General features: G+C 63.9%; 23 protein-coding genes. 10 read left to right on the top strand and 13 right to left on the bottom strand.

The features are described from left to right. The first annotated feature begins 116 nt into the window (after window positions 1-116). Window positions 117-419, top strand: a complete 303-nt coding sequence (locus tag NKI06_RS01615) for a ribbon-helix-helix domain-containing protein (protein ID WP_023670924.1) — start codon at window positions 117-119, stop codon at window positions 417-419. Window positions 420-424: 5 nt separating this feature from the next. Here the strand turns inward: NKI06_RS01615 and NKI06_RS01620 are convergent, their stop codons facing one another. Next, window positions 425-1,135 carry a purine-nucleoside phosphorylase gene (locus NKI06_RS01620; protein WP_352983679.1) on the bottom strand — a complete coding sequence of 237 codons (711 nt, stop codon included), beginning with the start codon at window positions 1,133-1,135 and terminating at the stop codon, window positions 425-427. An 84-nt stretch (window positions 1,136-1,219) separates the two neighbouring features. After that, window positions 1,220-3,790, bottom strand: a complete 2,571-nt coding sequence (gene cckA / locus NKI06_RS01625) for a cell cycle histidine kinase CckA (protein ID WP_352983681.1) — start codon at window positions 3,788-3,790, stop codon at window positions 1,220-1,222. A gap of 205 nt (window positions 3,791-3,995) precedes the next feature. Here cckA and NKI06_RS01630 point away from each other — a divergent pair, with 205 nt between their 5' ends. After that, the gene (locus tag NKI06_RS01630) at window positions 3,996-4,712 is read left to right on the top strand and encodes a hypothetical protein (RefSeq protein ID WP_352983683.1); all 717 of its coding nucleotides are present in this window, start codon (window positions 3,996-3,998) and stop codon (window positions 4,710-4,712) included. A gap of 176 nt (window positions 4,713-4,888) precedes the next feature. Here NKI06_RS01630 and dksA read toward each other — a convergent pair whose 3' ends face one another. Further along, window positions 4,889-5,305, bottom strand: coding sequence for an RNA polymerase-binding protein DksA (gene dksA / locus NKI06_RS01635; protein WP_023673491.1), 417 nt, complete (start codon window positions 5,303-5,305; stop codon window positions 4,889-4,891). Between the two features lie 5 nt (window positions 5,306-5,310). Further along, window positions 5,311-5,490 (bottom strand): hypothetical protein, encoded by a 180-nt coding sequence (locus NKI06_RS01640; RefSeq protein ID WP_023706174.1) that lies wholly within the window; start codon window positions 5,488-5,490, stop codon window positions 5,311-5,313. A gap of 69 nt (window positions 5,491-5,559) precedes the next feature. Between NKI06_RS01640 and NKI06_RS01645 the strand changes: the two genes are divergently transcribed. From NKI06_RS01645 to NKI06_RS01660, 4 genes are all read left to right on the top strand, one after another. Then, on the top strand, window positions 5,560-6,063 hold the full coding sequence (locus tag NKI06_RS01645; protein WP_352983685.1) for a SixA phosphatase family protein: 504 nt from the start codon (window positions 5,560-5,562) through the stop codon (window positions 6,061-6,063). A gap of 86 nt (window positions 6,064-6,149) precedes the next feature. Continuing rightward, entirely contained in the window at window positions 6,150-7,628 is a 1,479-nt protein-coding gene (locus NKI06_RS01650; protein ID WP_352983687.1) for a YcjX family GTP-binding protein, read from the top strand. Next, entirely contained in the window at window positions 7,625-8,689 is a 1,065-nt protein-coding gene (locus NKI06_RS01655) for a YcjF family protein (protein WP_352983691.1), read from the top strand. The genes NKI06_RS01650 and NKI06_RS01655 overlap by 4 nt, the downstream gene beginning before the upstream one ends. Window positions 8,690-8,771: 82 nt before the next feature. Next, the gene (locus NKI06_RS01660) at window positions 8,772-9,320 is read left to right on the top strand and encodes a hypothetical protein (protein ID WP_023673495.1); all 549 of its coding nucleotides are present in this window, start codon (window positions 8,772-8,774) and stop codon (window positions 9,318-9,320) included. Window positions 9,321-9,663: 343 nt separating this feature from the next. Here the strand turns inward: NKI06_RS01660 and NKI06_RS01665 are convergent, their stop codons facing one another. The 3 genes from NKI06_RS01665 to NKI06_RS01675 form a co-directional block, all read right to left on the bottom strand. Beyond that, window positions 9,664-9,930 (bottom strand): hypothetical protein, encoded by a 267-nt coding sequence (locus NKI06_RS01665; protein WP_023688654.1) that lies wholly within the window; start codon window positions 9,928-9,930, stop codon window positions 9,664-9,666. Between the two features lie 183 nt (window positions 9,931-10,113). Then, on the bottom strand, window positions 10,114-11,322 hold the full coding sequence (locus NKI06_RS01670; RefSeq protein ID WP_352983694.1) for an MFS transporter: 1,209 nt from the start codon (window positions 11,320-11,322) through the stop codon (window positions 10,114-10,116). Between the two features lie 60 nt (window positions 11,323-11,382). Beyond that, the gene (locus tag NKI06_RS01675; protein WP_352983843.1) at window positions 11,383-12,372 is read right to left on the bottom strand and encodes an AraC family transcriptional regulator; all 990 of its coding nucleotides are present in this window, start codon (window positions 12,370-12,372) and stop codon (window positions 11,383-11,385) included. A 160-nt stretch (window positions 12,373-12,532) separates the two neighbouring features. Between NKI06_RS01675 and NKI06_RS01680 the strand changes: the two genes are divergently transcribed. Both NKI06_RS01680 and NKI06_RS01685 read left to right on the top strand, forming a co-directional pair. Continuing rightward, window positions 12,533-14,380 carry a monovalent cation:proton antiporter-2 (CPA2) family protein gene (locus NKI06_RS01680; RefSeq protein WP_023715853.1) on the top strand — a complete coding sequence of 616 codons (1,848 nt, stop codon included), beginning with the start codon at window positions 12,533-12,535 and terminating at the stop codon, window positions 14,378-14,380. Beyond that, window positions 14,380-14,928 (top strand): DUF924 family protein, encoded by a 549-nt coding sequence (locus NKI06_RS01685; RefSeq protein WP_023673500.1) that lies wholly within the window; start codon window positions 14,380-14,382, stop codon window positions 14,926-14,928. The genes NKI06_RS01680 and NKI06_RS01685 overlap by 1 nt, the downstream gene beginning before the upstream one ends. Here the strand turns inward: NKI06_RS01685 and folK are convergent. From folK to folP, 3 genes are read right to left on the bottom strand one after another with little or no spacing between them, the layout of a single operon-like run. Further along, window positions 14,925-15,443, bottom strand: coding sequence for a 2-amino-4-hydroxy-6-hydroxymethyldihydropteridine diphosphokinase (folK, locus tag NKI06_RS01690; RefSeq protein WP_352983696.1), 519 nt, complete (start codon window positions 15,441-15,443; stop codon window positions 14,925-14,927). The two genes, NKI06_RS01685 and folK, sit on opposite strands and share 4 nt — an antisense overlap. Beyond that, window positions 15,427-15,786 (bottom strand): dihydroneopterin aldolase, encoded by a 360-nt coding sequence (gene folB, locus NKI06_RS01695; RefSeq protein WP_023673502.1) that lies wholly within the window; start codon window positions 15,784-15,786, stop codon window positions 15,427-15,429. Before folB ends, folK begins: the two co-directional genes overlap by 17 nt. Window positions 15,787-15,803: 17 nt before the next feature. Further along, window positions 15,804-16,649 carry a dihydropteroate synthase gene (folP, locus tag NKI06_RS01700; protein WP_352983699.1) on the bottom strand — a complete coding sequence of 282 codons (846 nt, stop codon included), beginning with the start codon at window positions 16,647-16,649 and terminating at the stop codon, window positions 15,804-15,806. Window positions 16,650-16,797: 148 nt separating this feature from the next. Here folP and NKI06_RS01705 point away from each other — a divergent pair, with 148 nt between their 5' ends. Both NKI06_RS01705 and NKI06_RS01710 read left to right on the top strand, forming a co-directional pair. Beyond that, entirely contained in the window at window positions 16,798-17,418 is a 621-nt protein-coding gene (locus NKI06_RS01705) for a DUF922 domain-containing Zn-dependent protease (protein WP_023728091.1), read from the top strand. A gap of 232 nt (window positions 17,419-17,650) precedes the next feature. Next, window positions 17,651-19,135, top strand: a complete 1,485-nt coding sequence (locus tag NKI06_RS01710) for an MDR family MFS transporter (RefSeq protein WP_352983701.1) — start codon at window positions 17,651-17,653, stop codon at window positions 19,133-19,135. 14 nt (window positions 19,136-19,149) lie between these two features. On the opposite strand, the gene NKI06_RS01715 is transcribed toward NKI06_RS01710, so the two are convergent. The 3 genes from NKI06_RS01715 to NKI06_RS01725 all read right to left on the bottom strand — a co-directional run bounded on the left by NKI06_RS01715 (window position 19,150) and on the right by NKI06_RS01725 (window position 21,102). Next, window positions 19,150-20,181 carry an NAD(P)/FAD-dependent oxidoreductase gene (locus NKI06_RS01715; RefSeq protein ID WP_023673506.1) on the bottom strand — a complete coding sequence of 344 codons (1,032 nt, stop codon included), beginning with the start codon at window positions 20,179-20,181 and terminating at the stop codon, window positions 19,150-19,152. 104 nt (window positions 20,182-20,285) lie between these two features. Next, complete coding sequence (locus tag NKI06_RS01720) at window positions 20,286-20,606, bottom strand: 2Fe-2S iron-sulfur cluster-binding protein (protein WP_023673507.1); 321 nt, start codon at window positions 20,604-20,606, stop codon at window positions 20,286-20,288. Window positions 20,607-20,763: 157 nt separating this feature from the next. Then, window positions 20,764-21,102, bottom strand: a complete 339-nt coding sequence (locus NKI06_RS01725) for an Hpt domain-containing protein (RefSeq protein WP_023688665.1) — start codon at window positions 21,100-21,102, stop codon at window positions 20,764-20,766. Between the last annotated feature and the right edge of the window lie 144 nt (window positions 21,103-21,246).

A 21,246-nucleotide genomic window follows, 5' to 3' on the forward strand; every position in this document is an offset into this window, starting at 1 on the left:
GCCTAAAGACGAAAGTCCGATTGCCGATTCGGCCCACAAGGCCGAACATGCAGGGACAACCACAACTTGAAGGCGCGACACGCTGCGCCCAAAACCAACAATATCGGGAGGTAAGGATGTGCAGGGTTTTTGCCGGGCAGGATCCGGAAGGCTATCGACAGATCAACCGGTCGATCCGCATCGACGGTCACTCTACGAGTATCCAGCTTGAAGGAACGTTCTGGGCGCTGCTTGACGAAATTGCCGACAGCCAGGGCCTGACGACGCCGAAGTTCATCTCAAAACTCTATGACGAGGCGATCGAGATCAACGGCGCCATTCCCAACTTCGCGTCGATGCTGCGTACCACCTGCGCGCTCTATCTGCGCGGTCACCGGCCAGACATGGATGAGCTGACGCCGAAGCGCGAAGCGGCCTGAGGAAGCTAGCCTTCCGCCGCAACGTCGAGCCCGAGCCGCGCCATATCGGTGAACAGCGCCTGACGTTCGGAATAGGCAGTCTGTTCGCCGGTCACGATGTTGTCGACGACGGTCAGCAGCGACAGCGCGCGGGCGCCGAAATGCGCCGCGATTCGGTAGAGTGCGCTGGTTTCCATATCGACAGCGAGAGCGCCAAGCGCCTGCGCTTCGGCAAAGCGGTCGCGCCCTTCAGGGTGGTAGAAGACATCGCTGCAGATGGTCAGCCCGGCCTGGTGGTCGATGCCGAGCTGGGCGGCGCAGGCCAAAGCGTGGGCGAACAGGCCGGGATCGGGCCCGGCGGCAGCATAGTAGAGGCCGAAGACCTGGCCGCTTTGGTCGCTTTCGGCGCGCACCGACTGCGAGATCACCAAGGAGCGCAGCGGCACGCGGGGTGTCAGGCCGCCGCAGGTACCTGTGCGGATCAGCGTTTTGACGCCGTGAACATCCAGGAGTTCATGCACATAGACCAGGAAAGACGGGACACCGATGCCGGTGGCCTGGATGCTGATGGGACGGCCGCGATAGAGACCAGTGAAGCCGAGTGCGCCCCGGCGGCGGTTGACGCAGCGCGGTGCCTCAAGAAATGTCTTTGCCATCCACTCGGCGCGTTGCGGATCGCCCGGTAACAGCACCGTTGCGGCATAGTCGCCCCTGGCAGCCTCGTTGTGCGGCGTCACGACATGCTCCCCAAAACCCGCCGCCCGTTTCGCCTGCAATCATGGCAGTGTCACGTCATTGCGCAAGCTTTGAATTAGGGCGCCCTAGGACTCCAATACATCCTTGACCACGGTGGCCAGTTGCTTGAGGGAGAACGGCTTCGGCAGGAAGCCGAATTGCGCGTCCGGCGGCAGGTTTCTGGCGAAAGCGTCTTCGGCATAGCCGGACACGAAGACGAACTTGATGTCGGGCTGGCGCTTGCGCAGTTCGCCGAGCAGCGTCGGTCCGTCCATTTCCGGCATCACCACGTCGGACACGACGATATCGACCTTGCCGCCGAGCGCTTCGAAGACTTCCAGCGCCTCGACGCCCGAGGAGGCCTCATGGACGGTATAGCCGCGCGAGGTCAGCGCCCGCGAGCCGCCCATGCGCACGGCGTCTTCGTCCTCGACGAGGAGCACAGTGGCCGAGCCCGACAGGTCCTTGGCGCTGTCGGCGGCTTTCACCGGCGCAGCCGGCGCCTCGCTGACGTCGCCGGGCTTCTTCGCCTCCACGATATGGCGCGGCAGGAAGATGCGGAAGGTCGAACCCTTGCCGACTTCGGAATCGCAGAAGATGAAACCGCCGGTCTGCTTGATGATGCCATAGACCATCGACAGGCCAAGGCCGGTGCCTTTGCCGACTTCCTTGGTGGTGAAGAACGGCTCAAAGATCTTCTTCAGCACGTCCGGGGCAATGCCCGAGCCGCTGTCCTCCACCTCGACCACGACATAGTCGGCAGGCGTGAGCTCGCGGTAGGAGAAGCTCTTGCATTGTTCGGCGGTGACGTTGCGGGTGCGCACGGTGAGGTCGCCGCCGGCCGGCATGGCGTCGCGCGCGTTGACGGCCAGGTTGACCACCACCTGCTCAAACTGGCCGATATCGACCTTGACCGGCCACAAATCGCGGCCGTGGTCGACCTTCAGCTTGATCTCGTTGCCAACCAGGCGGGCAAGCAGCATCCGGAGATCGGCAAGCACGTCGGTCAGGTTCAGCACTTCCGGCCGCAATGTCTGCTTGCGCGAGAAGGCGAGCAACTGCCGCACCAGCGAGGCCGCCCGGTTGGCATTCTGCTTGATGTTCATGATGTCGGGGAAGGACGGGTCCGACGGCCGGTGATTGGTCAGCAAAAGATCCGACGCCATGATGATGGCGGTCAGCACATTGTTGAAGTCGTGGGCGATGCCGCCGGCGAGCTGTCCGACCGCCTGCATCTTCTGGCTCTGCGCCATCTGGCCCTCGAGCGCCTTCTGCTCGGTGGTCTCGACGGCATAGACGATGGCCGATTCCTCGGCGCCCTCGCCGGTGCCGTCGGCGACGGCGTTGACGTAGAAGCGGATGTGACGCTCCTCATTGCCGGGCAGCAGCGTGTCGATCGGCTCGATGTCGGCCTGCCTCAGCCGCGCCTTTTCGAACGCGGCGGCAAAGGCCGGCCGGTCGCGCTCGTGGATCACGGTGTCCAGCCGCACGCGGCGGTCGACCGCGTCGCCGTCGACGACGGAGGAAAACAGCGACAGGAACGGCGCATTGGTGCGCAGGATGCGGCCGCCATTGTCGACGGCGGCAATGGCCATCGGCGTCGAATTGAAGAAGCGAGTGAAGCGTACCTCCGAAGCCCGAAGATCGGCCGATGCGTCCTCGCCCTGGGTGCGGTTGAGCACGATGGTGCGGGTGGGACCGTTGGTCCCCTCGCGGCTGGCCGAGACCCGATGCATGAAGCGCACCGGCAGCGCCTCGCCGGTCGTCGTCGTAAGATCGAGATCGATGACGGCGTTGCGGGTGGTGCCGGGATCGGCCTTGACCGAGCGCACCAGCGCCATGCCGTCGCCGGCGACGATTTCCGGGAGTGTCACGGCGCCAGGGGTGAAGCTCGCCAGATCGATGCCCAGCCATTCGGCGAGCGTGGCGTTGATGTAGGTGACACGGCCTTCCTGGTCGGCCGAGAAGAAACCGGCCGGCGCATGGTCGAGATGGTCGATAGCCTTTTGCAGGTCGAGGAAGAAACGCTCCTGCTCGGCCCGTTCCTGCGAGATGTCGGCGAGTTGCCAGGCAAGCATCGGCAGGCGCTGACCGGGAACGCTGAAGGTACGGGCTCGCGCCCGGTACCAGCGCGCGCCGGGTTCGGCGCCCGGCCGGATCGACTGTGCCAGCCGGAACTCACCGTCGCCGGCCTGGCCGTCGCGCAAGCCCGAGGCCAGCCGGTATATGGTCACCGAAGCTTCGGGGACATCGGAAAGCAGGCCTTCGACCGTCTTCAGATCGGCGGCCGACGCAGCCCCGCTCATCTCGGCATAGGCCCGGTTGGCGTAGACCACGCGGCCCTTCGTGTCGGTGACGATCAGGCCCTGCGACATGGAATCGACGAAGGCCTTCGACAGTTCATCCCCGGTCGAACGCGGCGCGATCTGCACGAAGCCGATGGCCGTGGCGAACAGGAAGCCGACGCCGATCATGGCAAGCACGCCCAGCATGCCGAGCAGGAACGGATCGCCAAGACGCTCGCGGAAAATGCCGAAAACGATCGCGGCCCCAGTCAGGACGATGATGAACACGATGAGCCGGGTAACCGCGCCTGGCCGCGTGTTCTGATCGACGATCGGTACCGGATAGAAATCGCCTCGCGTTTCCCTGGCCATATGCCCCCTGCTCGTGAGTTGTCCGACACCGCCCCCGGCCGGTTGAATCACATTCTCCTAATCCGGAAAAGGCCTTGGCGGCAAATGTCGGATAAAAATGACGCGTCGGTGTTTTCAAGCTGTTCACGAAGCGTGAAGGCAACTTGCGGTGGCTGGCCGCAACGGTCTAGTGTCCCTCCACTTCAAAAGCCGATTGGGGGCACCGATGCAGTGGCTGGATAATGTGGCGGGTCCCGGATATGCCGCAGCGCTGCTGTGGACGTTTGCTGCCCTTGTCCTGCTGGTCATCGTGCTCATCATCATCAAGCTGGTCCGCAACCTGACCTTCGGCACCTTCGTTGCCGGCGGCAGGAACCGCAAGACACGGCTGGCGGTCATGGACGCCACGGCGGTCGACAGCCACCGCCGGCTGGTGCTCATCCGTCGCGACGACATCGAACACCTGCTTTTGATCGGCGGCCCAACCGACGTTGTCGTCGAGCGCGATATCAGACTTGCAGCGCCACGCCGTCCGGCATTGACCGGCGATGGCGGTGTTGGCCAGCAGCAACAGGCGCCGCGTCCGCGCGCAGCACAACCCGCTCCCGCCGCGCCCGCAAGGCAGGCGCCGCCGCCGCAACCGGTAAGGGCTGCTCCGGCCGCCGTTCCGCCGCGCCAGGCCGCGCCGGCGCCGAAACCGGCTCAAATCTACCAGGCGAGCAATGTGACACCGCTGCCGGCCTATGGCTCCGCCGCCAATACTGCCCGGCAGGCCCCGCCACCGAAGCATGAGTCCATCGACGATACCCTGATGCGGGAGCTCGAGGTCTCGCTCGACGATTCGCACCCCAAACCGGCAAGCAAGCCGGCTGCGAAGGCACCGCAGTCTCTCGACGACGAGATGACCAAGCTGCTCGGCGAACTCGCCAGCCAGAAACGATAAAGCCCGGCGAACCGTCATCTTGCCGATTCCCGATCGGAACGCCGCTTAAAGCGCGTCGCACAAATCCGTTCAGCGCGACGCGCTTTAACTTCGTGCGATTAAACCCTTCGCTAAAAACACAAATGGCCGGGAAACCCGGCCATTTGTGATGAAACAGCCTGCCTGACGGCAGCGGCTCAATCGTCGCGATAGACCTTCTCGCGGCGTTCGTGGCGCTCCTGCGCTTCGATCGACAAGGTCGCGATCGGACGCGCGTCGAGTCGCTTCAGCGCGATCGGCTCACCGGTTTCCTCGCAATAGCCGTAAGTGCCTTCATCGATGCGCTGCAGCGCCGAATCGATCTTTGAAATGAGTTTGCGCTGGCGGTCGCGGGCGCGAAGCTCGATGGCGCGGTCGGTTTCCGAGGAAGCGCGATCGGCGAGATCGGGGTGGTTGGCGTTTTCCTGCTGCAGGATTTCGAGTGTTTCGCGCGCTTCGCGCAGTATGTCGGTCTTCCAGGTGACGAGCTTCAGGCGAAAGTAGGATTTCTGCCGTTCGTTCATGAACGGCTCGTCTTCGGAGGGTACGTAATTGGCTGTAACGATATCGTTCATTCGACTCACCCAACAACCCCAAATTTGGCGCCTATATATTCGCGCAGAGAAGGCTGCACAAGCGTAATCCGCGCGCGTTTCACGCAATTGTTAATGCCGCGCGGGCGATCCTCAGCAAAGCCTTCCATAGGAAGGGCGCGGGCGAATTCGCACATGATTCGCTGCGCTTGGGCGTCGCCGCCCATTGTGCCTCAGGCCTTTCTCGTGGCTAATCCAGTTGTGTCATTGGTGGGCAGCACACCATTGGGGGTCCGGTGAGCAGACTGTATCTGTTGAGGCATGCGAAGGCTGGCTGGGCCCTTCCCGGCGTGCGCGACTTCGATCGCCCGCTCGACGCATCCGGCATTGCCGATGCCGAAATGATGGGGACGGCGATGCGTGCCCGCAACTACATCCCCGATATCACGCTCTGCTCCAACGCCAAGCGGGCGCGCCAGACGCTGGAAGGCATCGCCGGCCACACCGATACCGGCCGGGTGCTGTTCTTCGACACGCTCTACAGCGAGGATGCCGCCGGCTACCTCGCCATCATCCGCAGCAATGGCGGGCCGGGCTCGCTGCTCGTCATCGGCCACAATCCGATGACGGAGGACCTTGCCATGGCGGTCTCGGGCGACGGCGACGAGGCTGCTCGGGCCATCATGAACCATGGTTTCCCGACCTCCGGCCTTGCGGTCGTGCGCTTCAGCGGCAACCTTGCGGAAGCCTCGCAAGGCGCCGGCTACCTCGAAGCCCTCCTGACGCCCGTCGATCTCTGAGCCGAGCCGGCCGAGGCCGGGCGCCATTTCAAACTTGAACCGCAAAGCCTATATCGGGCGCAAGAGCACGCCTGAGAGAACAGATTTTGGCATCATCGCTGACCACTTTCACCGACGAAGCGAGAATTGCCCTGGATACGCTGTCGGGGCGTGCGAGCGGGCTTTTTTCGCCGTCGCTTCGGCTGGGCGTCACCGGCCTGTCCCGGGCCGGCAAGACGGTGTTCATCTCGGCTCTCGTCCACAATCTCATCCATGGCGGGCGCCTGCCGCTGTTCGAGGCGCAGAAGTCGGGACGGATCGCGCGCGCCTTCCTCGAGGAACAGCCGGACGATGCCGTGCCGCGTTTTCAGTACGAGGACCATATCTCCGCCCTGGTCAACGACCGCATCTGGCCGGACTCGACGCGCGCCATTTCGGAACTCAGGCTCACCATCGAATATGAGTCTGCCTCCGGTTGGAACCGGATGTTTTCCAGCGGCCGATTGTCGGTCGACATCGTCGATTACCCCGGCGAATGGCTGCTCGACCTGCCGCTGCTCGGCAAATCCTTCGCAGATTTTTCGCGCGAGGCGTTCGAGATGGCGATGCTGCCGGTGCGGGCCGACGTGTCGCAGGACTGGCGGACGCTGTCGGCGAGGATCGAACCCAATGCCGACGCCGACGAGATGACGGCGCGGCGCCTCGCCGAGAGTTTTGCCGCCTACCTCAAGGCCTGCAAGCTCGACGAGCGGGCGCTTTCGACCTTGCCGCCCGGCCGTTTCCTGATGCCTGGCGACCTCGAGGGATCGCCGGCGCTGACCTTCGCGCCCTTGCTGCTCAAGGGTGAGAAACGGCCGCGCTCCGGCTCGCTGCAAGCGATGATGGAGCGCCGCTACGAGGCCTACAAGACGCATGTGGTGAAACCGTTCTTCCGCGAACACATCACCCGCCTCGACCGCCAGATCGTGGTGATCGACGCCATGCAGGCGCTGAACGCCGGCCCCGGCGCGATGGCCGACCTGGAACGCGCGGTGACCGAAATCCTCTCCTGTTTCCGTCCTGGCCGAGGCAATTTCCTCACCGACCTGTTTTCACGCCGCATCGACCGCATCCTGGTTGCCGCGACCAAGGCCGACCATTTGCATCACGAAAGCCATGACCGGCTGCAGGCAATCGTGCGGCGGCTTGCCGACCGCGCCGTGGCGCGGGCAAATTTCACCGGCGCCGATGTCGACGTGGTCGCCATGGCGGCGGTGCGCGCGACGCGCGAAGGCACGGTCAAGCAAGGCCGCGAAACCCTGCCGGTGATCATCGGCACGCCGCTGAAGGGCGAGAAGATCAACGGCGAAACCTTTGATGGTAAAGCCGAAACCGCCATATTTCCCGGGGACTTGCCGGAGAAAATTGACGCGGTTTTCGACGTTTCCGAAGCCGACCACCGGCAGAGCAGCGACGATCCGGCGATCCGTTTCGTGCGCTTTCGCCCGCCAAAGCTCGAACGCACCGCTGAAGGCGTCACGCTGTCGCTGCCGCATATCAGGCTCGACCGCGCCTTGCAGTTCCTGATCGGAGACCATCTGGCATGACCGCGCCCCGCAGACCGGCAGCTTTCCGCATCGAGCCGGAGGCCGAACCGAAGCAGGAAACGCGCCGCCCCCATGCCGAGCCGCCACGCAAGCCGCGCACCGTCGTCGTGCCGGCCGAGATCGATGTCTTCGATGAGCCGGACATTGTCGCCGCCGAACCGCCGCCGGCGACCGCGCCGCGCAGGCGCTCGCTGTTTGCCAGCCTGTTTTTCGGCGCGGTCGGCGTGCTGGTTTCGCTCGCCGTCGGCCTGTGGACCGACCAGCTCATCCGCGACCTGTTCGAGCGCGCAGAGTGGCTGGGGTGGCTGGCAGCGGGAATGGCCGCAATTGCCGTGTTGGCCCTCGCAGTCGTGCTGGTGCGCGAATTCCTGGCTATCGCCCGGCTGGCCGAGGTCGAAAAACTGCAAAAGCGGGCGCTCGATGCCGTGGCCCGCGACGATCCGAAGGCTGCAAGGGCCGTCGTCGAAGAGCTTTCGGCCTTTGTCGCTGCGAAACCCGAAACCGCGGCCGGCAGGCGCTCCCTGGCCGAATTGCGCGGCGAGATCATCGATGGCGGCAATCTGGTGCGACTGGCCGAGACCGAGATTCTCGGGCCGCTCGATGCGAGAGCCAAGGTGATGATCCTCGAAGCAGCCAAACGCGTGTCGCTGGTCACCGCCGTCAGCCCCCGCGCACTCGTAGACGTTGCCTATGTCGTGTTCGAGGCCGGGCGCCTGATCCGCCGCTTGTCCGAACTCTACGGCGGCAGGCCGAGCACGCTGGGCTTTTTCCGGCTGGCGCGCAGCGTTCTTGCCCATCTGGCGGTGACCGGCTCGATCGCCGTCGGCGACAGCTTTGTCCAGCAGATCGTCGGCCATGGCCTTGCCGCACGGCTTTCGGCGAAACTCGGCGAAGGCGTGGTCAACGGCATGATGACGGCGCGTATCGGCATTGCTGCCATGGAGACGGCGCGGCCCCTGCCCTTCATTGCCGGCAGGCGGCCGGGTATGGGCGATTTCCTGTCGGCGCTGACCTCGTTTGCGGCCAGAAAAGAGAATGAAGCACCCGCCTCGACCAAGTGAACGCCCCCTCGCGGTCACCAAGCATTAACCAATCTTGTTCATGGTCGTCCAACAACAGCCTCCTTGTTGCCGGGTGTCGTCTATGAAAAGCGTAATCTTGTCCTGCGTCCTGCCCCTGGTCGCGCTTGCAGCACCTCTGGGCCCGACCGGGAAAGCCTTTGCAGCCGAGCCCGACAAACAGTTCTTCCGCACCGTCGAAGGCAAATGGGTCGGCCCGGGCGAAATCATCGCCGGCAAATACAAGGGCACGAAGTTCACCTGCAGCTTCGACGGCTCGACGCCGGACAACAAGACCGGCATGACGCTCGATGGCGACTGCCGCGTCGGTGTCTTCACCCAGAAAATGTCGGCGACCGTCGAGCGCAAGGGCCGCGACTACAAGGGCAATTTCATGGGCGGCGCCGCGGGGTCGGGCCTGGACATCATCGGCGGCAACGTGGTCGATGCCCGCAAAGTCGTCTTCACCATCAACCGCAACCAGCTGCGCGGCGTCATGCAGGCCCGCATTCCCGACGACAATTCGATGACGGTGACCATCGCCGTGCGCGTCGACCAGCAGCTGGTGCCGGTCATCGGCATGAGCCTCAAGCGCGTCGATGCCGTCGAAGTTGGCTCCATCGCCAAAAACTGACTCTCAAGCGGTTCCCCCAAAAAGCGCGGAACGGGGTTGCACTGCGCGATAGCTGAGCGATTCCGCTCAGCTCGATGTCGGGAAATGACAGGCCACCTTGCGGCCGGGTCGGCGCTCCTCAAGCACGGGCCGCTCGGTGCGGCACCTTTCTGCCGCGATCGGACATGTGGCGCGCAACCGACGATGTCAGCGTCTCCGACGGCCCAAGCCACAGCAAGGCCAACGTGTCAGGGTCCTGTGCGTGCCGGCCGTCCTTCGTGTCAGCGCGATGCGCTTTAAGAACACCAGCAAAAAAGGCGGCGGCTACTCGAGCCACCGCCTTTCTCAATTTCCGAACGAAGAATCAGCCCTTGATGGCGGCCGTCAGCTCGTCATAGGCCTTGCAGGCGTCGGCCGGCGTGGTGGCGCCCTGATATTTGGTCGTCACAGCCTGCACCTTGGCGGTCAGGTCGGCGGCCTTGGACGGATCCTTGGTGATCGCCTCCTGCAGCGCGGCGGTCATCTCCTGTGCCTTCTTGGCGGCAATCTCCTGCGTGCATTCAGGCGCCTTCGAACAGGCCGATGCGGCAAGCATGGCGACACCCACGCCGACGAGCAAAAACTTCTTCATGTCAGTCATTCTCCTCACGAAGGCAGAACTTGATCGTCGCTGCCTTCCAACGGCCGAAGCCTGGCGTCCCATAGCCGCCGATTGCGGCAAAACGCAACGTGTGCGGCGCATAAACTTGTGCAGCGCTGCTGCAACGGCGCGGACGGCCTGATTGAGGCCGCCCGTGTCAGACGAAGCAAGGTTTCAGCCACGAGGCTGCAGCAGCGCCAGTGCGGCCGTCGCCGCGGCAAGGACGGCGGTTAGGGTCAAAGGCCCCGTAGCGCCATAGGTGTCCACGACATACCCGCCGACAACCGCACCGACGGTGATGGCAACCTGGAAGGAAGTGACCATCAGGCTGCCTGCTGCTTCCAGCGCATCAGGCGCCGCGCGGGATATATTGGTCGGCAGCACAACCGGCGCCATGCCGAAGGCGAAGCCCCACAGCGTAACAAAGCCGAAGGCAACGCCGGTTTGCGCGCCCCAAAGCACCAAAGCGAGTGCCGCAAACGCCATCAACGCGGCGGTAACTGCGAGGGCCATGTGGATGTTGGTGTCGGCCAGGCGGCCACCGGCAATATTGCCGATCACAGCGGCGATGCCGAACCCGAGCAGCGCCAGGGCAATCGGCCCGGTTGTGAGGAGCGTCACCTGTTCGAGGAACGGGCGCACATAGACCGAGCCGGCAAAATGCCCGGTCATCAGCAGAACAATGGCAAGCATGCCGAGTTGGATGCCACGCCGCCGTGTCAGCCGAAAGACGTCTGCAAGGCTGTTGCTTGCCGCCGCAGGCAAGGTCGGCAGGCTGAGAAGCTGCAGCAGCATGGCAAGCGCGGCCAGCCCCGCCGTCATGGCCATCGCGCTGCGCCATCCCAGCCAGTCGCTGATCAACGCACCCATCGACGGCGCGGCAATGGTCGCGAGCGAGACGCCGAGGGTCACGATCGCCATGCCGCGACCTGTCGCATTGGCGCCGACCAGCCGCGCCACGACGGCAACGGAAAGTGCCCAGAAAGCGCTGAGAGCAATCCCCAGTCCGGCCCGGCCCAGCAACAACAGCCAGAAATTGGGCGCCAGCGCCGCAAGAATATTGGAACCGACCGCCAGGGCCATGAGGCCAACCAGCACCGCCTTGCGGTTCAATCGACCGATGAGAACATTGCTCAACATGGCCGTCACGGCGCCAACGGAAGCGGTGGCGGTGACGACCTGTCCGGCCGTTCCCTCGCTGATGCCGAGATCGCGCGCCATCGGCGTCAACAGACCTGCCGGCAAGAATTCGGCAGACACCAGGGCAAAGCTGGTGGCCGCCAATGAAAGGACCGCGAACCAGGTGGCCGCGCTCCACGCGGCTGGTGCATCGGCATCAAGGCCAATGGCGGCGTCTTCAAGCTGTAATGTTGTGTCAGTCACGGGAAGATCTCCACAGTTTGGAGATCTTAGATAGGCGAGTCCGCCCGGATGTTATGTACCTTAAAATCCGAAATTCATATCCATTCGTCCGGGAATTGTGCGGCGCACAACGCCTGGCGAGACATTGGTGATGCGCTTGAACGCGCGGGCGAAGGACGCCTCGGAATCATAGCCCAAACGGGTAGCGACTTCGGCAACAGACAAGCCGTTTTGGCCCAGCAATTCGCGGGCAAGCTGCATGCGCAGGCGGGCGAGATAATGTGCGGCGCCCTCCCCCAATACCGCGCTGAAGCGCTCGGCGAAAATCGAACGCGATTGGCCTGCCACGCCGGCCAGGCTTCCCAGCGTCCAGCTGTGGCCGGGGTCGCGATGCATGGCCGCCAGAGCGCGCCCTATATGGGGGTCGCGGATGGCTGCAAGCCAACCGATGGTCGAGGCGCCGTTGCAATTGACCCAGCAGCGTATGAGCCTGGCTGTCAGCAAATCCGCCATACGCGACAGGATGGTGGCGCTGCCCATCTGCGGTTGCGCGGCCTCCACCGTCATGGCCGCCAGCAAAGGGCCGACCATCGGGTCATTGCCGGCCACGTCGCAACCCTTGATGAGAGGCGGCATCAACGTGATCAACGGATTGAGCGCATAGGAGCCGAGAGACATGGAGCCGCAGAAAAGGGTGCTTGTCGCGCCCGTTCCCTGCCGTATCACTTCGCAAACGTTGCCGCCCAACTTGATCACCTGGCAGCCCTCGAGCGAATCGCCCACCACGTCCGGCGCACTCGCCAGCCGATGGGCGATGCCTTGCGGCAGCAGCACCAGATCGCCATCGCGCAACTCCTGCCAGCCTTGCGCTTCGGTGTGAATCCAGCATGGACCCTGGCCGACAAAGTGAAAACGAAGCAGTTGTTGTTGCGGAAAGTCTATGCTCCATGGGTGCCGGAGTTCGCAGCGGACATAGTTGACGCCACTCAAGCGAAAGTCTTGCAGAACTTCGCTGAGCGCATCCATCGGGATATGTGGCAGCGGCGACGGCCGGGACGAATAATCAGGCATTTGCCAGATATAGATACCGGCCGTCCGACAGGCAAGCGCAGACTGTTGTTCCACCGGGGAATCGCTGCCACGGCACCCTACCCATTCTGGCAGGCTTCCCGCCCTTGCCTCCCGCTCCCAGTGCATGCAAGGAGTGCTGTCGGACACAGGGACAAGAGGCATGGCAGCGGAAGCATCGGGCAGCGATCTCATTCAGGTGGTGGCGCTGCTTGCCGCAGGCGTCGTCGCCGTTCCGATCTTCAAACGCATGGGGCTGGGCTCGATCCTCGGCTATCTCGCCGCGGGCGTGGTCATCGGCCCGTTCGGTATTGGCATTTTTTCCGAATCGGAAGCCATTTTGCATGTCGCCGAACTCGGCGTGGTCATGTTCCTGTTCATCATCGGGTTGGAGATGCAGCCGTCGCGGCTATGGGGCCTGCGCCGCGAGATTTTCGGCCTCGGCGCGCTGCAGGTCGGCGTCTGCGCATTGCTGCTGACCGGTGTTGGTCTCGCCGGCGGCTTTCCGATCGCGCAATCCTTCGTTGCCGGCGCCGGCTTCGTCCTGACCTCGACGGCGATCGTCATGCAGCTTCTCGAAGAGCGTGGCGAGATGGCCAGCCCCAAGGGCCAGCGCATCGTGTCCATCCTGCTGCTCGAGGATCTGGCAATCGTGCCGCTTCTGGCGCTGGTCGCCTTCCTGGCGCCGGGCGGCGCCGAGATGACCCTGCAGCAGAGGCTGGCCGAAATCGGCATCGGTCTTGGCGCCATCGTCGGGCTGGTGGTGGCCGGCCGCTATCTGCTCAACCCGTTCTTCCGCATCCTGGCCGACGCCAAGGCGCGCGAAGTCATGACGGCGGCAGCACTTCTGGTCGTGCTGGGGTCGGCGCTGGTTATGCAGCTTTCCGGCCTCTCGATGGCGATGGGCGCCTTCCTGGCCGGCGTGCTGTTGTCGGAATCGACCTTCCGCCACCAGCTGGAGGCCGACGTCGAGCCATTCCGCGGCATCCTGCTTGGCCTGTTCTTCCTCGCCGTCGGCATGTCGCTCGACCTGCATGTGGTGGCCGACAACTGGCGGCTGATCGCCGTCTATGTCGTCGCCTACATGGCGATGAATGCGCTCGGCATCTATCTCGTCGCCCGCATGCTGAAGAGCGGTCATCGTGAAGCGCTGGAACGCGCCGTGATCATGGCGCAAGGCGGCGAATTCGCCTTCGTCCTCTATTCGGCCGCGGCGGCGGTTGGCATCATCGACAGCCGGGCCAACGCAACGCTGACCGCTATCATCATCATCTCCATGGTGCTGACGCCGCTGGCCATCATTGCGCTCAAATATTTGACGCCGCGCGACGAGCAGTCGCTTGAAGGCGTCGACATCGCCGACGGCCTTACCGGCAGCGTGCTGGTCATCGGCTTCGGCCGTTTCGGCCAGATCGCGAGCCAGCCGCTTTTGTTGCGCGGCATCGATGTGTCGATCATCGACAATGATGTCGAAATGATACAGGCGGCCGCCGATTTCGGCTTCAAGGTCTACTATGGCGACGGCACGCGGCTCGACATTCTGCGCGCCGCAGGTGCAGGCCGCGCGCGCGCCGTGCTGATCTGCGTCGACAAGCCGGACGCCACGGTGCGCATGGCGGAACTGATCAAGGCGGAGTTCCCGTTGCTGACTGTCCTGGCGCGTGCCTTCGATCGCGGCACCGCCCTGTCGCTCATCCGCGCCGGGGTCGACTTCCAGCTGCGCGAGACCTTCGAATCGGCCCTCGTCTTCGGCGGTTCCGCGCTCGAGGTTTTGGGCGTCGAGCCGGAAGATGTCGCCGATGTCATCGAGGATGTGCGACGGCGCGACAATGCCCGACTGGAGACGCAGCTGGCCGAAGGCGTCCGCGCCGGGCAACGTTTCCTCAGGGGCAATACCGGCACGCCGATCCCGACGCCGCTGACGCAACCGCGCCGGCCCGGCCAGGCGCTGAACGAAGAGACGGCCGGCGTGCTGCACAAGCCCGAGCCCGCCGATCAGGGGGAAAGCTGATGACCGCATCGGATGAGCGCGCGCTCGCCGTCACCAAATTCTGGCGCGAGGCCGGCGAAGACGCGTGGTTCGAGAAGAACGACGTCTTCGACGCGGATTTCCGCAGCAGGTTTCTCGACCTGCACTTTGCCGCCGCGCGGCGCGAGTGCGACGCATGGTCGGAGCATGCCGAGGGTTCGCTGGCGCTGATGATCCTGCTCGACCAGTTTCCGCGCAACTGCTTTCGCGGCTCAGGCCATATGTACGCCACCGATCCGCTGGCACGGCACTTTGCCGCCAAGGCGATTGCGGCCGGCCATGACCTTTCGCTGGAAGAAAACCTGCGCGTCTTCCTGTACCTGCCCTACGAACATTCGGAACTGCCCGCCGACCAGGACAGATCGGTCGAGCTCACCACCGCCAGGGCGCCGGAGTATGTGAAATACGCCATCGAGCACCGCGACATCATCCAGCGCTTCGGCCGCTTTCCGCACAGGAACAAGATGCTTGGCCGCGAGACGACGGCGGACGAACAGGCATTTCTCGATGGCGGCGGCTTCTCCGGTTAACCCAGCCACCAATCGCGGCCGGAAGCCAGCCGCTCTATGCCTGACGTATCGACGGCGCTGAGCCGCTCGGTCACGCTCCTGCCGCCCACCGCCAGATCCGGCGCGATCTCTGCCAAGGGCGCCAGCACGAAGGCGCGCTCCACCATTCGGGGATGCGGCACCTCCAGCCCGGTTTCGTGGATTGTGCGGTCGCCGAACACCAATATGTCGATGTCGATCAGGCGCGGACCCCAGCGCTCCTCGCGCACCCGCTTCAGCTTGCGCTCGGCCTCGAGGCAGAGGTCGAGCAGCGCCCTTGGCGCCAGCGAGGTCGAGATTTCGGCAGCGGCGTTGAGGAAATCCGGCTGGTCGAGCTTGCCCCAGGGCGGCGTGCGGTAAAGTGAGGAGACGGCGACGACGCGCGTGCTCTCGTCGGTGTCGAGCAGGCGCAGCGCCGCCGCCATCGAGGCCGAGGGATCGCCGAGATTGCCGCCAAGGCTGAGATAGACCGTGTTATTGTTACTCTGGCCAGACAACGGTCACCTCGACATAATCGAGCACGCCGGGCACCGGTGCGTTGGGCTTGCGCACGGTGATCTCGGCCTTCCTGATCTGCGGGAACCGTGAAGTCAGTGCCTTCGCCACTTCGAGCGCCAGCGCCTCGATCAGGAAGCGGCGATGTCCAGTGACGATCTTTTCAATCACCGTGAAGGCGATGCCGTAATTGACGGTGTCCTCGATGGAATCATCCTCCAGCGGGCGGCTGGGCTCGACCGTCAACTCGGCATCGACATAAAAACGCTGGCCAAGCGCCTCTTCCTCATCCAGCACGCCGTGCCGGGCAAAGAAGGCGCAGTTCTTCATGCGGATGACGTACATTTCTTAGTGTCCTGGGCTCAGCGTCCTGGCTTTTCGCGCGCCAGCATAGCATCGGCGACCGCCAGTGCGTCCACGTTGATTGCGACATCGTGGACGCGAAACAGATCGGCGCCCTTCAGCCTCAGAATGACACTGGTGGCTGCCGTCCCGGCGGCGCGCGCGCCGGCTTCGCGGCCGGTGACGGTGCCGATGAAGCGTTTTCTGGAGGTGCCGGCCATCAAGGGAAAACCGAGCTCCTTAAGCTCGGAAAACCGCGCCATCAGGTCGAGGTTTTCCTCAGCCGTCTCCTTGGCGAAGCCGAAGCCGGCATCGAGTACGATATGATCGTCCGCAACGCCGCTGCGCCTGGCGACTTCCAGCGAAGCCTTGAGGAACAAAAACTGGTCGGCGATGACGTCGGGCAGTTTTTGCCGCCCGCGCCCGGTATGCATGATGACCAGTCCGGCGCCGGTCTCGGCGGCGACGCGGGCGATGCCGGGTTCACGCTGCAAGCCCCAGACATCGTTGACGATATGCGCGCCGGCGGCGACGGCGAGGCGCGCGGTTTCCTCGCGATAGGTGTCGACCGAAATCAGGGCTTCGCCTGAACTGGCGAGCGCGGCGATGACCGGCAGGATGCGGGCCTGCTCTTCTTCAGGCATCACGGGCGAGGCGCCGGGGCGCGTCGATTCCCCGCCGATATCGACGACGGCGGCGCCTTCTTCCACCATGCGGTGCGCCTGCGCCACCGCCTGGTCAGGCGTGATGAACAGTCCGCCGTCCGAAAAACTGTCGGGCGTGACGTTGAGAATGCCGACCACAATGGCTTTCTCGCCAAGGTCGAGATGGCACTTATGCGCCAGTTGCCATCGCCTTGTCGTCATTGTCCTTCAACCATGTGTGTCATTGGCATGTGGCTCATTGGCATGTGGCTCATCGAGCGCTTGCAATCCATCAACGATGCGTGATCGGTGGAAGATCAATTCCGTTGCGCCGGCAACGGCCGTAAAGCAAGGTGAGTGAAGAGGCAACATGATGAAACGACCCCTGCTCTGCGCCCTGATGCTGGCTTTGACCGTCCTGCCGGCGAATGCTGCCAATCTGGTGAAGACCTACAGCTATTTTGCCATCGGCGGCAGCACGCTCGATGACATCGAGACGCAATTGTCGAAGCATGGACCCGAGGTGAAAAGCACCGGGATGCGGCATCCAGGCGCCACCCAGATGGCGTTCACCACCCGCATCAGCTACGCGCAAACCGCAGACACCTGCCGCATCGCCAAGGCCGCCGTTACCGTCAAGGTCAAGGTCATCCTTCCGGAGTGGCGCAGGCCGCGCAAGGCCGATCCCGATGTCAGGCTGTTCTGGGACACCCTGTCGGCCGACATCAAGCGCCATGAGGAGCGTCATGTCGAGATCGCCAAGAACCACGGCCGTCTGCTCGAAGACGCGCTGAACGCGAGCTTTGCGCAAAAGACCTGCGCCGGGGCAAAGGCGAAGGCGGCGCAGATCACCGCGGCCGAACTCGCCAGGCATGACCAGGACCAATTGCGCTTCGACCGCGTGGAAGGCGTGAATTTCGAAAGCCGCATCCTGCGGCTGCTGCGCTACCGCATGCAGCGCGTCGAGAACGGCCAGCTTCCGCCCGGCTGAAACACGGACTGATACCAAGCCAATCTGCCGAAACATGAGGCCAGCCCCAGAAAATTTTCGGGCATAGGTCGAAATCGGCCTATACGGGACGACATATGTCAGGCTCGCAAGATATGTCAGGCTGGCAAGACGCGAGCTTCGAAACACCAGATCAAGACCAATTGAGGCGGCGTGTAGCGGAGCGGCCATTTGGCGCCGCGCAATCGCTCTCGAACGTTATGGATGAACTGATATGGACCAGGCTGTCGACAAGCCGGATAGGGTGGCGCCCGCCGCGCCGCTGACGGAAAGCGAGAAGAACGTCATCATCGCCGGCATCCTTTTGTCGATGCTGCTGGCGGCGCTCGACCAGACAATCGTCGCGCCGGCCATGCCGACCATCGGCCGTTCGCTCGGCCATGCCGACTACCTGCCGTGGATCGTGACCGGCTATCTCCTGACGGCGACGGCCATGGCGCCGCTCTACGGCAAGATTTCCGACGTCTATGGCCGCCGGCCGACCGTCTATGCGGCGATCCTGATCTTCCTTCTGGGATCGCTGGTCAGCGCCATGGCCCCCAACATGTTCGTGTTGGTTGTCGGCCGGGCGATCCAGGGTGCGGGCGGCGGAGGCCTGTTCGCCCTGGCGCAGATCGTCATCGGCGACCTGGTGCCGCCGCGCGAACGCGCGCGTTATGCCGCCTGGATTTCGGGCACCTGGGCGGTCGCCAGCATCGCCGGGCCTTTGCTCGGCGGCGGATTTGCCGAACATCTGCATTGGTCGCTGATCTTCTGGATCAATATCCCGCTCGGCATCTTGGCCATGGCCATCATCAACAAGCCGCTGCGCAAACTGCCGGTCGCCGCAAAGCGGCATCGCATCGACGCGCCGGGCGCGCTGCTTCTGGTGGTGGCGACGGCATTGCTGCTTTTGGCCCTCAACTGGGGCGGCAGCGCCTATCCATGGGCCTCGCGCGAGATCGTCGGCCTGCTCGCCTGTTCGGCGGTCTTCTGGGGTGCGTTCGCGCTCAGGCTGATGCGTGCGTCCGAGCCGCTGATTTCGCTTGAAGTGCTGAGCAATCCGATCGTGCTTGCCGGCACGGCGTCGATGTTCCTGCTGCAGGCCGCCAATATCGGCCTGTCGGTGTACCTGCCGGTCTATCTGCAGTCGATCATCGGGCTGTCGGTCAGCCAGTCGGGCCTTGCCATGCTCGGCCTGCTGCTCGGAACGGTCGCCGGCGCGACGTTCAGCGGCCGCACGATACCGCGCTTCTTCCACTACAAGCGTATCGCCATGGTCGGCGTTCTCTTCGCCATTATCTGTCTTGGCGTGCTCAGCCTGGTCGCCGGCCGCGCCTCGCTGCTGGTGGTCGAGCTCTTGACCATCTGCATCGGCCTTGGAAGCGGCACCACCTTCCCGGTCGCCACCGTATCGGTGCAGAACGCCGTCGATCGCGCGCATCTCGGCGTTGCCACCGGCGTGCTGACCTTCCTGCGTTCGCTGGGCAGCGCGCTCGGCGTCGCCATGCTTGGCGCCGTCGCGCTCGGCTATGGCCTGCCGCTTGCCGGCGAAGGCGCGCCGGCTGCCGGACAGATCGTCTCGGCGACGCCCTTCATGATGATCTTCCTTGCCGCGGCCGTCACGCTCGTGCTGGCGCTGATGACGCTGGCGCTGATGCCGGAGAAGTCACTGCGCGGCCGCGACGAGGCCGAGGCGCCGGTCGTTCTGGTGGAGTAAAAGCGCTGTAGGACCTACTCCACGACGCCGAGCTTCTTCTGCAGGCTGGTCGACGACGTCGTGTACTGGAAGACGATGCGCTCACCGGGGCTGATGATGCGCTTGGCGGCCTGCGCCATCAGCGCCACCTCGTGAAAACCCGACAGGATCAGCTTCAGCTTGCCTGGGTACCAGTTGATGTCGCCGACGGCAAAGATGCCTGGCACCGAAGTCTGGAATTTCTCGGTATCGACCGGGATGAGGTTCTCATGAAGGTTGAGCCCCCATTCGGCGATCGGGCCGAGCTTCATGGTCAGGCCGAAGAACGGCAGCATGCGCGTGCACGGCACCTCGATGTCGCCGTCAGGCCCGCCCTTGATGGTAGCAGAGGCCAGCTCGCCGTCGGCGCCGGTCAGGCCGCTCACCTGGCCGACCCGGAACTCCAGCTGCTTCATCTCCTGCATGGCATACATCTTGTTGACGCTGTCGGGCGCCGCCCTGAATTCCGCGCGCCGGTGGACCAGTGTCACGCTTTTTGCCACCGGCTGCAGGTTCAGCGTCCAGTCGAGTGCGGAATCGCCGCCGCCGACGATGACGAGGTCGTGGCCGCGGAATTCCTCCATACGGCGCACCGAATAGAAGACGCTCCTGCCCTCATAGGCCTCGATGCCGGGAATGGGCGGCCGTTTGGGCTGGAACGAGCCGCCACCGGCGGCGATCACCACCACCTTGGCTTCGAACACCTCGTTCTCGTCGGTGGTGACCCGAAATGAGCCGTCGTCAAGCTTTTCCAGGCTGGAGACCATGCGGTTGAAGGTAAAATCCGGCTTGAACGGGTGAATCTGCTCGAGCAGTCTGTCGACCAGGCCTTGCGCCGAGATCGATGGCCAGCCTGGAATGTCGTAGATCGGCTTTTCCGGATAGAGTTCGGCGCATTGGCCGCCCGGTCGGTCGAGGATGTCGATCAGATGGCACTTCATGTCGAAGAGGCCAAGTTCGAACACGGCGAACAGGCCGACCGGACCCGCCCCGACGATGAGTGCGTCCGTCTTGATTACATCGGTCATGCCAGGCGAGCCTCATTGTCAGACTGGGGCGAAACTGGCGCGAGACTGCATGAGCATTGGCCCGCTGCCAAGCGGCGGCGGGAAAAATCAGATGGTACGGGAGATCAACCCTGGCGAGCCGGCACGCGCACGACCAGGCCGTCAAGCGCGTCGCGCACCTTGATCTGGCAGGACAGCCGCGAGTTCGGCTGGACGTCATAGGCGAAGTCCAGCATGTCCTCTTCCATCGCCTCCGGCTCGCCGACCTCGGCCGTCCAGGCTTCGTCGACATAGACATGGCAGGTCGCGCAGGCGCAGGCGCCGCCGCATTCTGCCTCGATGCCCGGCACCGCGCTACGGATCGCATTCTCCATGACGGTCGAGCCGTTTTCGGCCTCGACATCGAAAGGAGTGCCGTCATGGGCAATGAAGGTCAGCTTGGTCATTTATCACCTGAAGGGAGTCCCAGCCGAGATAATCACTCCACCGGACAAGTCAACTGCGGCGCGAAAGCGCCGCTTTGTGACGTTTTTTCGGAAAGCTGGCCAAAGCACGCCCTGGCCCCGTCGATTCATCCCGGTGGCCGCTGCCGAGCGGCAGCCATTACCGGCTGATGGCGGCGATGAAATCGCGCACTTCCTCGATCAGGGTGCCGAGGCGCTTGAGGATGCGCGCATCTTCCGGCTGCTGTTCGATCGAGGTGGCGCAGTCGGCGATGGCAAAGGCGCCGACCCCGCGCGCCGAACCTTTCAGCCCATGCGCCAGAAGCAGTCGCTCCCTGACATCGGCATCGACTATTCTGTCGCGGACGGAAAGCGCCTGCTGTACGAACAGCGCCAATACCTCCTGTTCGAGGGCGCGATCGCCCATAGTCTGACGGGCCAGATGGGCCAGATCCACTGGGCGCGAACGGGCCGGTCCCGACGCATCGCCGCCCGGCATTGAGAAGGCAATGCCGCTTTCACCGCGTACCAATTTGAAACTCCTTGTGCCGATCGCCGAAAAAACTAGGCGATTTCCGTCGCCAACGCGTTAATGAATGGGCTGGAAAATTGTTGCCGTTGAGGCGGTTAGATCACGTTGTCG

The organism is Mesorhizobium sp. M0772 (assembly GCF_040320135.1).
In the GTDB taxonomy this organism is placed as follows: Bacteria; Pseudomonadota; Alphaproteobacteria; order Rhizobiales; family Rhizobiaceae; genus Mesorhizobium.

Excerpts from the sequence above, each read along its gene's own strand:
- NKI06_RS01615 (WP_023670924.1), top strand. The coding sequence starts at position 117 with ATGTGCAGGGTTTTTGCCGGGCAGGATCCGGAAGGCTATCGACAGATC.
- cckA (WP_352983681.1), bottom strand. The coding sequence starts at position 3,790 with ATGGCCAGGGAAACGCGAGGCGATTTCTATCCGGTACCGATCGTCGAT.
- NKI06_RS01630 (WP_352983683.1), top strand. The coding sequence starts at position 3,996 with ATGCAGTGGCTGGATAATGTGGCGGGTCCCGGATATGCCGCAGCGCTG.
- dksA (WP_023673491.1), bottom strand. The coding sequence starts at position 5,305 with ATGAACGATATCGTTACAGCCAATTACGTACCCTCCGAAGACGAGCCG.
- NKI06_RS01640 (WP_023706174.1), bottom strand. The coding sequence starts at position 5,490 with ATGGGCGGCGACGCCCAAGCGCAGCGAATCATGTGCGAATTCGCCCGC.
- NKI06_RS01655 (WP_352983691.1), top strand. The coding sequence starts at position 7,625 with ATGACCGCGCCCCGCAGACCGGCAGCTTTCCGCATCGAGCCGGAGGCC.
- NKI06_RS01660 (WP_023673495.1), top strand. The coding sequence starts at position 8,772 with ATGAAAAGCGTAATCTTGTCCTGCGTCCTGCCCCTGGTCGCGCTTGCA.
- NKI06_RS01665 (WP_023688654.1), bottom strand. The coding sequence starts at position 9,930 with ATGAAGAAGTTTTTGCTCGTCGGCGTGGGTGTCGCCATGCTTGCCGCA.
- NKI06_RS01675 (WP_352983843.1), bottom strand. The coding sequence starts at position 12,372 with ATGCCTGATTATTCGTCCCGGCCGTCGCCGCTGCCACATATCCCGATG.
- NKI06_RS01680 (WP_023715853.1), top strand. The coding sequence starts at position 12,533 with ATGGCAGCGGAAGCATCGGGCAGCGATCTCATTCAGGTGGTGGCGCTG.
- NKI06_RS01685 (WP_023673500.1), top strand. The coding sequence starts at position 14,380 with ATGACCGCATCGGATGAGCGCGCGCTCGCCGTCACCAAATTCTGGCGC.
- folB (WP_023673502.1), bottom strand. The coding sequence starts at position 15,786 with ATGTACGTCATCCGCATGAAGAACTGCGCCTTCTTTGCCCGGCACGGC.
- folP (WP_352983699.1), bottom strand. The coding sequence starts at position 16,649 with ATGACGACAAGGCGATGGCAACTGGCGCATAAGTGCCATCTCGACCTT.
- NKI06_RS01705 (WP_023728091.1), top strand. The coding sequence starts at position 16,798 with ATGATGAAACGACCCCTGCTCTGCGCCCTGATGCTGGCTTTGACCGTC.
- NKI06_RS01710 (WP_352983701.1), top strand. The coding sequence starts at position 17,651 with ATGGACCAGGCTGTCGACAAGCCGGATAGGGTGGCGCCCGCCGCGCCG.
- NKI06_RS01715 (WP_023673506.1), bottom strand. The coding sequence starts at position 20,181 with ATGACCGATGTAATCAAGACGGACGCACTCATCGTCGGGGCGGGTCCG.
- NKI06_RS01720 (WP_023673507.1), bottom strand. The coding sequence starts at position 20,606 with ATGACCAAGCTGACCTTCATTGCCCATGACGGCACTCCTTTCGATGTC.
- NKI06_RS01725 (WP_023688665.1), bottom strand. The coding sequence starts at position 21,102 with ATGCCGGGCGGCGATGCGTCGGGACCGGCCCGTTCGCGCCCAGTGGAT.